Below are 12676 nucleotides of genomic sequence, written 5' to 3'. Positions count from 1 at the left end.
TGCTCTGCCCGGTAGCAGCTTGCCTTACCTATGCGCCAAGTGTGAGCACAAGGCGAACATCAGCGGCGTAGCATCGAAGCAAACGGCACGCTCGCCGCTCCGGTTAAGCGCAGGCGTCAGCAACGCGTCGCGAATGGTGATCGCCAAATGGTTCCTCCGATAGGCCGCTCCATCCATTACGTGCTGTCTGTGACTGGCGTTCGCTTGGCAGCTACTCAGCGGAACTATTGCTGGCGAGCTCGGGTTTTCTAGAGATCCCAACTTCCTATCGCCACGGAAGGGCTGCAACTCCGCGGCGCCTAAACTGAAGGACGAGTCCTATGAGGTACAAGCTGACCAGAGATTTCGTCGCCGCCCCATTGCTTGCAATCGCCGCCCTGTTCACAACTTCAGCACTCTCCAATGACCCCGGAACTGGCGCGCAGAATGAGCGTTGCCGCATCGCTCCGGGTGCGGTCGCCAATCGGGGACGCTCACAGAAAACTTGATGATTGCGACGGAGTTCTGAAGCCGCCAACAGTCGGCGACACCGAAATGGTCGAGCCCGCTCCTGACGTCGGAAGAACGCCCGTGATCCGTCCAGACGAGTTGCCAGAACAACAGTAACGGTCCGAAGCCCAGTAGGCCACGGCCAACATCATCTGCCGACTTGCTAGTGGTTTCGCTCGCCTCCATGCGCTGAGCAGCTCCAGCTTTGGTCCGCATCGATCTGCATAGAACAAATAAAAAGGCCTTTTCTGCGTGGAGAAGCGCCACGCCTTCTACAAAGGCCTGCGCGAAGTTCAGGACAATGCCGCGGTGTTCTATGACCGTTCCGGCCGGCGGCCGTTTTTCATCGCGATCGATCAAGGTCAGCCTGATCGAGTCCGAAGTGGTCGAGCACCAGTTGGAGATTGCGGCGGTTGGACTTGAAATAGACGTCGAAGACGTCGCCGACCACCGGAACGCTCCCCGCGACCGTGTCGAATCCCACATTGACCAGCATCTTGAGAAGCTTGTCGTTGGGCACGCCGAGACGGCGCGCCTCGTTGACGATGAAGAGGCTGACCGCCGCAGCGCTGAAATCGCCGATGCCGGGGATCAAACCGAGCACGGAGTCCGCGCCGAGCGAGACGCGGGTGCCGGGAATTCGGAGCGCCGTGTCCATAAGCCGGGCCAGGCCCCGTATACGCCGGAGGCGTGCGAGTTGCTCAATCGGTATCGTCTGCTTTTTCATACTTCTTATGTGGTCCCAACACGCCGCCGTTTAAATGTCATGCGGCCGACTTCTGCTTGCCGAGCCGCTTGATCGCCTGCTCAAGTGGACGCCGCCCATCGCAGTAATCCTCCCAAGCGGTCGTCTTTGCCAAAAGCGCCGGGACCGTGCGGATGGTGAAGCGCTTCGGATGGAGGTTGGATTTTGAGCTGCGTCCAGGTGCGGTGTCGATAGAACGTGCATTTGGTCCTGATGCGCGAGGTCGCAGCAGTCAGAAGGCAATACGCCGCGTTGGCGCCGCCGATCTTGAGTTTGGCCCCGTTCTCCTGAGCCCGTGCCCCGAAAGCGGGAGAATGTGCAGCCGCTGAGAACGGCGACCTGATGTGAGTTGCATAGGCCCGAGGACGGGCCGGTAGTTGCTATGGGCTCAGACCGTGGATCCGGCTACAAAGAAGAACTCGATGACACCTGAATGAACCGTTGACAAAAATCCTGGCGTGATGGGATTCGAACCAACGGTCATCCTATTTGGATGGGCTAAGCCTTGAATATACAGCAAGGCTCGTAAGTTGATGCCAAGCCGCAAGGCACTACTTCGCGAACTCACGATACAGCTCGACCGTCGGTGCGTGCGTATCGATCGTGTCAGCGACCTTGGCGGCCATCGGCAGGTTTTTCTTTTCCGCATCCCATGCCGCCCTAAAACGTTCAACCGTCTCGCGCGCCGTGTCGATCACCAGCTTTTCGGAAAGCTCCGCTTTCGCAGCCAGATGCGCCAGCTCGTCCTTCGACAGCGCTGCCATCTTTTTTGTGCGGGAGAAATTGAGCGCCGCCGTATCTTCCCCCTCGATGTAAGGGATAGTCGACAACAAGTCATACGCTGGCGAGAGCGCAGGGGTGCGGCGATCAGGATAGATGAGCGACCAGTTCTTCAGGTGCATGTCGCCATTGCCGATTAGCGTGCTGAAGACTAGACGCCGGATGAACTCCGCCACGTCGGCCGTGCTGGTTTCGATCCCCAGCACGCGGCCGATCACCCGGTAATTGCCCTTATCGTATTTGTGGTCGGGAAAGACGCCGAAGACTTGCGCAAAGTCCTCGATATGCACCGCTCCCTCCGGCGTGCGGTCAAAACGCTTGATCGCCAGCGCCTGCCCGTGCAGTTCACCCACCCCCTGCGGAAGACCGCTTACGGCGTCGAGATCAACCAGCTGGAGCTCAGGCACGTCCATACCCATCATGCGGGCGATGGTCATCATCGCGAACTCATTCTCGGGCACGCCGCTATATTGCTGAGACGGCAGCTTCACGATCCACGAGCCACCCGTGCCCTCGGCCGGAATGGTCAAGCCGCCGCCCTTTTTGTCGTTCTTAGAGGCCGAGAACTTCAGCTGCACACCCGCCAGCGAAAAGCGCAGCGCGTTCGGCCGCGCTTCGACGATAGCCTGCCCGTCATCCGGAGGCGCGTCATCCCCTTCGGAGGGATGCACCGTCACAGCCCCAGGCAGGTCGCGGCCGAGCATCCAGAGCAGGAGGAATTCCCGCCACGGCTTCACACCCGCACGATCAGCGAGGTATTTGCGCAGCGGTCCTTCCGGCAGTAGGTTCGAGAAGAAGGGCGGGACTACCATGTTGTACGGCCTGAACTTCGTGATGAGCGCCCCGAACGGGTCTTTCAGAGACAGGCTAAGCGTCGGCCGCTTTTCGTCTTCGATATAAGCATCGTTGAACGCGAAGATGGTGCGCCCGTCCTGCAGATTCGTCAGGGTCGCAACCGGTTCCCCATACAGCCTGACATCGAGTACCGTGACCTTAGGCATTATCGTCTTCCTCATCCAGCGCATAGGCCGAGCGAGGGACCGCGTCGTCACGCTCGCGGTGCACCGCGGCATTGCGAAGGTGTCTTACGACATGTGCGATCCTGCTCAGCTCCTGACGGGACGGAGGATCAGCCTGCCACCGGTCGAGGCGTGCAGTCGCCTCGTGGAATGTGTCCATCTCCTCGGCCGACAGAGGAAGATGCCGTAAGAGCGCGAGGCTATCTTTGAATGTATCTGCCTCGGAAGCACTACCGAACCCGCCCCTGTGCTGCGCAAACCACCGCTCAAGGCGCCCCACCAGTTTGCGCTGGTCGGATGTCACGACATCACTCGATGCCGATGCACTATCGAGGATATTGCGCATTGCCGGCATCAGTTTTTTCGGGGCAAGGACGATCTCGAGGTCGAGCGCGCGCGCCACATCCACTAGGCTGCCAAGCCCGGGCTCCATGGTGCCCCGTTCTATCTGAGAAATATGGCTTTGCGTCAGGCCCGATCGTGCGCTCAGCTCGCGCTGGCTCATCTTCTGCGCTTCGCGCGCAGCGCGCAGCTGCTGCCTTATATGCTCCGTTTTATATGCCATATCATTATCCTGTATCGCACGACGCGAAACAACAGGATAATATATAAGAGGATTATCACAGCGACGCAATCTCGATATACAAAACCGTATCAAAAACGATGATATATATAGAATTATATATCAGACTGCAGTCTTAGGACTCACAGATATCCATCAGTTCCTATAGCCACCCATCGTGCGCGCAGCAGATCAACCTGCGCAGACCCTGCAGGTATAGTGTCTGCTGTAAAGGAGACATTGATGTAGGCTCGCCCGTCACGGTTGCGGCCGCGCATGCAGGCCGAATTCCTCGAAAAGCCGGAAGCATACCGCCCCGACATCGACCAGCGCATTGTAGCTTTCCCATTTCCCCCGAGTGCCCCATAGCGTGCGCAGCTGGTCCACCAACCGGCCAATGGCAATAACAAAGGCATGATCCTCGGTCGGTAGCTCAGGCGCCACTTCGCAGAGCGTACCGGTATCGTTCATCCCGTCCAGATGTCCGACCAGGTAGGACGCGATCCGCAGGGGCTCAATGATGACAATGCCGACGTCATGGAAGACGCGCACCACATCACCATGCAGCCGACCGAGTAAGATCGCGGCGGGAGGACGGACTCACTCCATTGCGCCGCGAGAGCCGATCGGGCTAGGCGTAGGCAAGCCCAAGGGCGCCGCGGACGGTTGCGCACGGCACGTCTCATCGAGCGTGCCCTTCCCTCTGTGGTCACCGGCTTGCGAACGGCGCGCCGCAGACCTCGCGATCCATTTCAAGAGCCAGCCGAATCCTTCCCATTCGGCACCGTCGAGTGGATCGGCGAACGCGTCGCAGCGTTTTTTGCGCTGTTGGCTTACCAGCTCCCTATATAGGATCGTCCATTCAAGTAGCATCTCGTTTCTCCGGGCATCTGGCGTTACCCGGAAGATGGTTCGAGAGGCCATGCAACTGTAGAGGCGCGAACGAAAGCCATCTTTCATGGATGAAAGTCGAACCGGATGAAAGTCGAAAACTGGGAAGATCTTCGTCTCTTTTTGCACGTCGCCGAGCAAGGCGGGCTTGCGGGTGCCGCTGAGAAGACGGGGATCAGCGCGCCGACCATTGGGCGACGGATGCTGGCGCTGGAACGTGCCACGGGACGAGCGCTGTTCGTCAGGGCGCGGACGGGATACGAGCTCGCACCGGACGGGCAGATATTGCTGGACCGCGTGAGGGCGATGCAGGAAGCAGCGCAGGACATTGTCGATTGGCAAGAGACGGTGCATTCGATGCCGATCGTACGGCTTCTTTCGGACAACACGGTGTCGTGCTTCACGGCAACAAGCCTTCGGCACCTTTGGACACCACACGATGCTTTTCGCCTTTGTTTCAAGACAACTGAGGCCGCGATCGACCTGACACACCGCGACGTGGACATTGGGCTCGCCCCGGAGCGGCCGCAGTTGGGCAATGTCGCGGTCCGGCGTTCCGTCGCCGTCGCCTATGCGCCCTACTGCGCCCAAGGTTTTGACCACCGGCGCCATTGCAACTGGGTTTCGCTGGGTACGGACGTCGCCAACCAGCCGTGGAAAAGGTGGGCATTCGAACAGCCGGGCCGGCACATCACGAACTGGGTAAACTCACCGCGGATGATGTTCGATCTAGTGAAGGCGGGAGCGGGCATCAGCGTGATGCCATGTTTCATCGGCGATAGCGATCCAGGCTTCGTCCGGGCGGGGCGGGTGATCGATGAGCTCGGGCATGATCTCTGGATGGTCCTGCATGGCGACGAACGCGCCCGGGAAGCCGTGCGCACGGTCGCAGACCGACTTTCGGCGCTGCTCGCTGCAAATGCCTCACTCTTTTTGGGTTCGAATGGGCGCGATCCCCTTTGAACCGAACCAGGATGGCAGCACGCAAGGGGGTCGCCCGTCTATGTCGGCGAAGTCGGTACGGCCTTTTCGCGACGGATGTCGACGGAGTTACGCAAGCTGCTCGAGGCGATCGTCGTCAGCCTCGGCCGCTCGAGCACTGCTAGTGCGTGGTGGCCAGCGCATCGAGGAAGGCCGGCCCGACTGGGTTGCGTCCCCGGATCCTCCTGTCGACCCATGGTGTTGGGCACGCTTGGTACTGAGCGTTTGCCGGTCGATAAAGCCTTTGCTTGGGCTGTTTTCGCCGGACAAGCACACTCCGGTCAATTCGACAAAGTAAAACAAGAATACAAAACCCCCTAAATTGTTACTGGTACGGATAGTACCTTCGTATAAGATCGACCATGCCTTGACACACCCTCTAGCATTGCCAGTGCTTGTAGTGGGCTTTGCGGCGGACCGTATTTCCGTGTCCTTGCTTCATACTGCAGAACGACAGTTCCAACGAAATTCCCTGACCGGAAACGGTCAGGGCTTCATCTATGCGCCTTAAGCTTGTTGATCTCAGTGACATCCGATTCGGAGACGTAGGTGAGCGAAACCTGTTGCAGCGGCTGACGAGCGCGCCCAACCGCTGCTTTAGATGCTCCGGTCCAATTCCGTCGTTGGAAAAGACCGTTCCTCATATATCAGCTTGTCGAGTGTGTTGTGACCGGCCTGCATGATGTCCATGTCGTAGATGTGACAGATAGCCGCCAGTTCCTTCATTAGATCGCCCACTATGAGGTCGGGGCGCCGGAGGGTGCCTGTTTCCTCTTTCATAATGGCTGACTCGAGATCCTCAAAAGACCCTCCCAGAGCCCGGTAGAGCTCCAGGGTCGACGAAAGAAGGTTTTGCCGACGCTGGGCAGGATCAGTCACTGAAGCCTCGCCGTCGCAGACCGTCATAAGTCTAATAGTTTTGTTCTGAAATTCGCTCATCAATACAAACGCAGGTCTAAACCAATGTGCTCGGCACGATATGCCTAAAGGTTGAACATCGAATTAATCTCAACCACTTCCGTCTTTTGGCGCCAGCGAAGGAGCATCCGGACGTCGGCAGCTTCGATCAGGTGCCTTTGGGCGTAGAAATGCTTGTGCAGCGGGTACATTTGCGCACGGACGGGTTGTTGGGAATCACCGCACAGTGCCCTTGTTGACGATGGCGTCGCGCAGACGATAACGCGGTGTAGGCCATGACGACCTCGGCGGGCAGGCCCTCGATCTTGGCGTCGGCTTGCGGCGCATCGCCCTTCTGGCCTGTGACCGAGACCGCGCAGGCCATGTGGATCTTGGTGTTCAAGCCGCCGCGCGAGCGGCCAAGGGCCTGATCTTCACCCGTTTTTTTTGCGTCTTCGGCGTGCTGATGGGCGCGGATGATGGTGGAATCGACTATCAGGTAGCACATGGCGATCTCCTCTCGGTTATTCAGCATGGCTCCTATGCCGAACCCACACGCCAAATTGTCATATAACCGTACGCGACGCCGGCGAAAGCACCCTCACATATTCGAGCGAAAGATAACGAGACACTCGCGCCATAGTCCATTATGTCTATGCTCGTGCTGCACTTGGCCTCTTAATGGAACGCGGCCGGACTGGGAGAAATGCCTCACACACCACTTATTGCCACCCTCGTTGCCGGCCTTGGGCTGGCCTTCATTTTCGGCACTGTGGCAAATCGACTTCACCTATCGCCGCTGGTCGGCTACCTCTTGGCAGGTGTTTTGATCGGCCCGTCTACGCCTGGCTTTGTTGCAGATCAATCGCTGGCGCGCCAACTCGCCGAGCTTGGTGTTATCCTGCTGATGTTTGGCATAGGGCTACATTTCTCCATCCACGACTTACTTTCCGTGCGGACTATCGCGCTTCCTGGGGCTCTCGGCCAAATGGCTCTGGTGACAACGCTCGGGTTCATTGTGTCGCAAGCGATCGGATGGCCAGTTGCAGCTGGAGTGGTGTTCGGGTTGGCACTCTCGGTTGCAAGCACGGTCGTGGTACTAAGGGCCCTCCAGGAAAAGCGACAACTCGAAACCGATGGAGGGCGTATTGCCGTCGGATGGCTGGTCGTCGAAGACGTCGCCATGATCCTCGCCCTCGTATTATTGCCGGCCTTCGCTGGCAGTCTTGGCGGCAGCACAACTCGGCCGAGTTCAGGCGATGGCGGCCTCTTCACGTTTCTTGAGCCGCAAACTGTGTCCGGCGCGCTTGCACTTGCGTTGACCAAGTTGACTGCATTTTTTGCGGCGATGGCTATCTTCGGCCGGCGCGTCATTCCGTGGGTACTGCACTATGTTGCTCACACCGGTTCGCGAGAGCTTTTTCGTCTCGCGGTACTGGCGATTGCCCTGGGAGTCGCTTTCGGAGCAGCTGAACTGTTCGGTGTCTCCTTCGCTCTTGGCGCATTTTTCGCGGGAATGATCCTCGCCGAATCACAGTTGAGCCAAAGGGCCGCTCAGGAAACGCTGCCGCTCCGCGACGCATTTGCCGTGCTCTTCTTTGTCTCGGTAGGCATGTTGTTCAACCCCATGATTCTGGTCGAGCAGCCGCTGCTCGTCGGAGCAACATTCCTGATCATCGTGATTGGCAATGCTACAGCCGCGTCCGCGATCGCCATCACGTTCGGCTATTCCCTGCCTGTAGCTCTGACACTCGGCCTCAGCCTCGCACAGATCGGCGAGTTCTCCTTCATACTTGCGGCGCTGGGAGTTGAACTCAAGCTTCTTCCGGAGGCAGGGCGGGACCTGGTGCTTGCCGGAGCGATCCTGTCCATTCTCATCAACCCTCTTCTATTCGCCGGATTCGGTCGCCTAACGCCATGGCTCAAGCAACGCGAGCCGGTCGGCGCCGTACAAGAAGACCGCAAGACAGACACACCCGAGCTCACGGGTACCCGTCTCACCCACCATGCTGTCCTTGTCGGCTATGGGCGGGTTGGGAGCCTGGTTGCAGAGACGTTGCAAAAAGCACGGTTGCCTTACCTGATAATTGAGGAGCGGCAAGCGGTTGCCGATCAACTTCGGGCGCTTGGCGCCGAAGTCATTATTGGAAATGCCGCTCAGCCCGGGTTACTTGAGGCGGCCAACGTTGGCGCAGCCAAATGGTTGATCAGCGCCATTCCAAGTCCGTTCGAAAGTGGCAACCTCATCGAGCGCGCCCGCACAGTGAATCCGACACTCGAGATCATCGCCCGCGCGCATTCCGACGCTGAGGTCGATTACCTGACAAGGTTGGGAGCGAACCTCATCATCATGGGCGAGCGGGAAATCGCGCGGAGCATCTCGGAACATATTTTGAGCCGCATCGATGTATCCGCAGCTCCCAATCCTAACGAAGGCCAAACAGGCCGCATATCAGAATAAGCTTGCGCTGAACTTCGGACAGGTCCCTCGCCTTAATGTGAGCAGAACTTGAGACCCCGCCATTCAACTTCTGGCGCAGTTGAAGGGAACGGCGGAAAGCACGTGGCAAGCTGTCTTCTGAACGCCGTGCCGCCGAAATTCGCAGGAGACTGGTGTTCTATAACGTCCCGGACGCAGAGTCCTGGACGGGTCGCTATGGTCGCTTGGTCGGAGAAACCGGACTATCGCACCTCGAAGAGGCAGACCACGCCAATCTGGATTGGACGTCGAGGCAGCGCTCGCATGCCACGATGAAGATCCGCGGCCAACGATCGTCACACCGTTGCTCGACTGCAAGCATCTGCGCGAACACCTTGCGATCGCCGAGCAGTTCATGAGCGTTGGGATCTCGCACGGGTGGTCGCCGCGGTTTCAGAGGCCGGAGGAGACCCAGCCAAATGTGGACGCTTGTTCTCCCGTCCGACCGAACGGCCTCTCCATTGCCAGATTCGACGAGCAATTCCCTTTAATATGTTATGCGATCCTTTGGTGAATATTCAGAAGTTTTCGACGAGGCAATGCGCCATCGGTCTGCGGGTCGGCAAGGTCGTCGTCGATCGGCGGTCGCGCACCCGCACGGCATGGGGGCGCAAAGACTGCAGCGTGCCGCTCTGGTCCCCGACTGCCAAACTGATCCAAAATTGGAAGCGCCGGTTGGACTGCGCGGCGCGCAGAACTTCCTGTTTCCGCACCGGGGCGGAACGCTATGGATTTTGAACAAGAGCTGAGCCTGGCTTCGCTATCGCTCGGGATTTGCCAAAGACCGCGACTCATAGCGAGCACGCATGCTGGCGCGCAAGCGCTTGCACCGTCTCGCGAGCTCCTGCACAATGCCACACGTGCCCAAGTGGCGTCACTGGGGCAGTTAAGCGAGCGCTGATGACCGTCACAAACAGGTGCGTCTTGAAGACTGGCCCATGTCAGCTGTTTTGCCTCCATCGTGTAAATAGGATACCCATGACGCTTGAGGGGCTGCGCACCGAGAGAGAAGCGAGAAGATGGAAGCGGTGAAGGTGCCCAAGCCCGACGTTTCGGCGGTCTACACGGTCGACCTGAGTGAGCGGCCAGTGCCACGCGGCGATGCCGCGCAGGAGAAGGCCGCACTACTTCAGCTCGCCGGACGCCTGCACGATGCGCCTGGAGAAATGCTCCCAAAGTTCGTCGAACTCGCCATGGAGCTGACAGGCGCGATTTCCGCGGGTGTCAGCCTGCTCGAACAGACAGAGTCGTTCCCGGTGTTCCGCTGGCATAATCTGAAGGGAATTCTGTCGCCGTTCAACGGGGCGACTACTCCCCGCGATTACTCGCCGTGTGGCATTACGCTCGACCGCAGCGCACCAACACTGGCGATCCATCCGGAACGCGTCTATAACTGGATACCAGCGGGCTTGTCGCTGCCAGAGGTTTTGCTCGTTCCCCTATATATAGGACGGACGGAGCCACTCGGCACCCTTTGGGTCGTCGCCAACAGGATCGGGTATTTCCACCGCGGTCACGGAGCCACGCTGCAGGAGCTTGCCGATTTCATCGGTATAGCACTGAAGGTGGCCCGATCCGAACAGGAACTCCAGCAGGCGCTTGAACAGCAGGAACTGCTCACCAGAGAGATGAGCCACAGGCTCAAAAACCTTTTCGCGATCGTAGATGGCATAATCCGCATTAGCGCCCGAAGCACGGACAGCAAGGATGATTTAGTCGCGCTGTTGTCTGGCAGGTTGCATGCGCTCGCCGCTGCCCATTCCTTGGTGAAGCCATCTTTTAGCGACGTCCAAGGGGCGGCCTCCAATCTTGCGGACCTAATAAGCATCGTCATCGCGCCTCACGAGCCTGCGGCAATCCCCGGCAAGAGCGGGTTCTCTCTTGAAGGCCCTACCATTTTATGCGGCGAGCAATCGGTCAACGGACTTGCGCTAGTCTTCCATGAGCTGGCGACCAATGCGGCCAAATACGGGGCGCTGTGCGGCGACAATGGCAGGGTGGACATTGGCTGGCAGATCAACGGCGACGACCTGAGCATCACTTGGAATGAAGTGGGGGAGAGAGAAATATCCTCCCCTCCTGCTTCCAAGGGCTTCGGCAGCACGTTGGTGGAGGCGACTGTGATCCGGCAATTCGGCGGTACCCTCAACTATGACTGGCGACCGACCGGTTTATCAGTGAACATCATCTTGCCATTGTCCCGTCTCGCACAGTAGCACCGTCCAGCTACCTTCGAAAATTAAGCTGACATCCGCGTATGTGAGCGCCCATGCTGCAAGAGCGCCCCACAGATTCTGATCAAGAGATCTGTTACAGAGGACTTCACTATCTTTTGGAAGCGGGCGGGAATCCCAACCTCTGAAGCGGCACTTGCGGGCTAAATTAGGCCGACCAATCAGGAGAAGTGGAGCTACCAGCCGGCTATCCTTTAACCGCTGCCAGTTAGGCACGGCAGAGACCAGAATGCCTTCCAAACAAGAGATGAGCATCGCTCCATCGCTCGTTTTCGAGTCGGCTGGAGCGATCACGAACCCGCGACTTTTCCCGGTCGGAAGTTCTTCCAGTCGACTACGCCAATTCTTACGGAACATTGATAGCCGCCGACACCTGATGGTGAGCACTCGGCCGGCCCTCCCCGTTCCAGCGCGGGGAGCCAAACGCGTTTCCGACCCCCGATCTCCCGCAGCTGGGGGACATCGGGGCTACTTACTAGCCGGCACGACGCGTGGCATCAGTCGTGACCAGAGCACGCGGCGTTCCATACGCACCACCGAACCAAGCCGCGACCGCGCCAACAACGAGGGAGAAGAAGCCCAAGATGGCCCCGCTAGAAACTGCGGTGGCGGCCGCATCCGCGGCTTCGGTCGCCTGTTGTTTGGCGCGTTCGATCGAGGCCTTGTAGCTCTCTTCGTATTGTTGAACCTGCGTACGTGCCTGGTCCACCGGAATGTTCTGTGCCTTTGCAATGGCATCAGCAGCACGATTTCGTGCTTCTTCCGCGGTCGCCTCGTCGCCGGTGACTGCTGCCTGCACAGCGGCGACTGCTGCGTCGCGGAGTGCTGCCGGATCGTTGCCTCCCGTCGCACTCCTGACCTGCCGCTCGATGTCCGCCATTGGATCCGCGGACGTGGCGATTGCCGGTGCGGCGGCAGAGGTGACTGTGGCGGCAGTCTTGCCGACGCCCCCGATGATGCTACTCAGTCCGCTGAAGGCGCCACCCACCAACGCGCCGACGGAGGTGGTAAGGAGATAAAGAACGATTAATGTCGTGACGGCCCAACTCGTCAGCCCATGGTAACTTCCCGTCGTTTTGCTAGGGCGGCCGGAAACCCTGCTGGCGATATATCCGCCGACGAAGGCCGCAACTATGCCAGAGACGACGAACCAGAGACCGCCGGCGATCGAAAAAGTGCTTGGGTTTGGGTTATCGTTCGTTGTCGGATCGATCACGGCGGCTCCGATGCCGACGCCCAAGAGGTTCAGCAGAAATTGGACCGCAAGCGCGAGCGCGACGCCCGCAAGCACCGCTCCCCAAGAGATTTCGTTGATGACGGAATGTGCCGAGAGATCAGGAGCGTAAACGGTCTCGCGGGTTTGATGAACGGCGACAGGATCGCTCATGATGGTGTTCCTCCCTTTTATGCAACTTGTCTAAACTAAGTACCTGTGAAAGAGTTCCTCGGCCGCGGTGGAGAGCAAGCTCACCTAGGTCGTAAACTCATAAAACCACTTGTTGTTTAGTCGCGCCGATGATTCAAGGCTTCCGAATGAGGGAGCCTTGGAATGACGCGCCGCCGCTACGAACTCACCGACCACGAATGGTCAATCCTGTC

10 protein-coding genes and 1 pseudogene are annotated in these 12676 nt (G+C 58.8%); 3 read left to right on the top strand and 8 right to left on the bottom strand.

Annotated features, from left to right (window positions below; all coding sequences use genetic code 11):
• Positions 1-381: 381 nt before the first annotated feature.
• The 5 genes from CN933_RS32575 to CN933_RS20930 form a co-directional block, all read right to left on the bottom strand.
• On the bottom strand, positions 382-849 hold the full coding sequence (locus CN933_RS32575; RefSeq protein WP_180980763.1) for a hypothetical protein: 468 nt from the start codon (positions 847-849) through the stop codon (positions 382-384).
• Positions 833-1216 carry a DUF4112 domain-containing protein gene (locus CN933_RS20950; RefSeq protein WP_102762236.1) on the bottom strand — a complete coding sequence of 128 codons (384 nt, stop codon included), beginning with the start codon at positions 1214-1216 and terminating at the stop codon, positions 833-835. Before CN933_RS20950 ends, CN933_RS32575 begins: the two co-directional genes overlap by 17 nt.
• A gap of 569 nt (positions 1217-1785) precedes the next feature.
• On the bottom strand, positions 1786-3015 hold the full coding sequence (locus tag CN933_RS20940; RefSeq protein WP_102762235.1) for a type II toxin-antitoxin system HipA family toxin: 1230 nt from the start codon (positions 3013-3015) through the stop codon (positions 1786-1788).
• Complete coding sequence (gene relB, locus CN933_RS20935) at positions 3008-3598, bottom strand: type II toxin-antitoxin system RelB family anti-toxin (RefSeq protein ID WP_102762234.1); 591 nt, start codon at positions 3596-3598, stop codon at positions 3008-3010. The genes CN933_RS20940 and relB overlap by 8 nt, the downstream gene beginning before the upstream one ends.
• Positions 3599-3853: 255 nt before the next feature.
• Positions 3854-4147 (bottom strand): hypothetical protein, encoded by a 294-nt coding sequence (locus tag CN933_RS20930; RefSeq protein ID WP_245425107.1) that lies wholly within the window; start codon positions 4145-4147, stop codon positions 3854-3856.
• A 426-nt stretch (positions 4148-4573) separates the two neighbouring features.
• Here CN933_RS20930 and CN933_RS20920 point away from each other — a divergent pair, with 426 nt between their 5' ends.
• Entirely contained in the window at positions 4574-5449 is an 876-nt protein-coding gene (locus CN933_RS20920) for a LysR family transcriptional regulator (protein ID WP_102762233.1), read from the top strand.
• Positions 5450-6064: 615 nt separating this feature from the next.
• Here CN933_RS20920 and CN933_RS20915 read toward each other — a convergent pair.
• Together CN933_RS20915 and CN933_RS32570 are read right to left on the bottom strand one after the other, a co-directional pair.
• Positions 6065-6406, bottom strand: coding sequence for a hypothetical protein (locus CN933_RS20915; protein WP_102762232.1), 342 nt, complete (start codon positions 6404-6406; stop codon positions 6065-6067).
• Between the two features lie 122 nt (positions 6407-6528).
• Positions 6529-6866: pseudogene (locus CN933_RS32570) on the bottom strand (transposase family protein); the annotation flags it as partial.
• 204 nt (positions 6867-7070) lie between these two features.
• Here CN933_RS32570 and CN933_RS20905 point away from each other — a divergent pair.
• Together CN933_RS20905 and CN933_RS20890 are read left to right on the top strand one after the other, a co-directional pair.
• A complete protein-coding gene (locus tag CN933_RS20905) occupies positions 7071-8825 on the top strand; it encodes a cation:proton antiporter domain-containing protein (RefSeq protein WP_102762231.1) in 1755 nt (584 codons plus the stop codon).
• A gap of 1037 nt (positions 8826-9862) precedes the next feature.
• Positions 9863-11059 carry a sensor histidine kinase gene (locus CN933_RS20890; protein ID WP_102762229.1) on the top strand — a complete coding sequence of 399 codons (1197 nt, stop codon included), beginning with the start codon at positions 9863-9865 and terminating at the stop codon, positions 11057-11059.
• Between the two features lie 493 nt (positions 11060-11552).
• Here CN933_RS20890 and CN933_RS20885 read toward each other — a convergent pair whose 3' ends face one another.
• Entirely contained in the window at positions 11553-12464 is a 912-nt protein-coding gene (locus CN933_RS20885) for a PhnA-like protein (protein WP_102762228.1), read from the bottom strand.
• Between the last annotated feature and the right edge of the window lie 212 nt (positions 12465-12676).

Source organism: Sinorhizobium sp. M4_45 (assembly GCF_002885915.1).
Taxonomy (GTDB): Bacteria; Pseudomonadota; Alphaproteobacteria; order Rhizobiales; family Rhizobiaceae; genus Sinorhizobium; species Sinorhizobium meliloti_A.
This window is presented reverse-complemented; position numbering and strand designations above follow the sequence as displayed.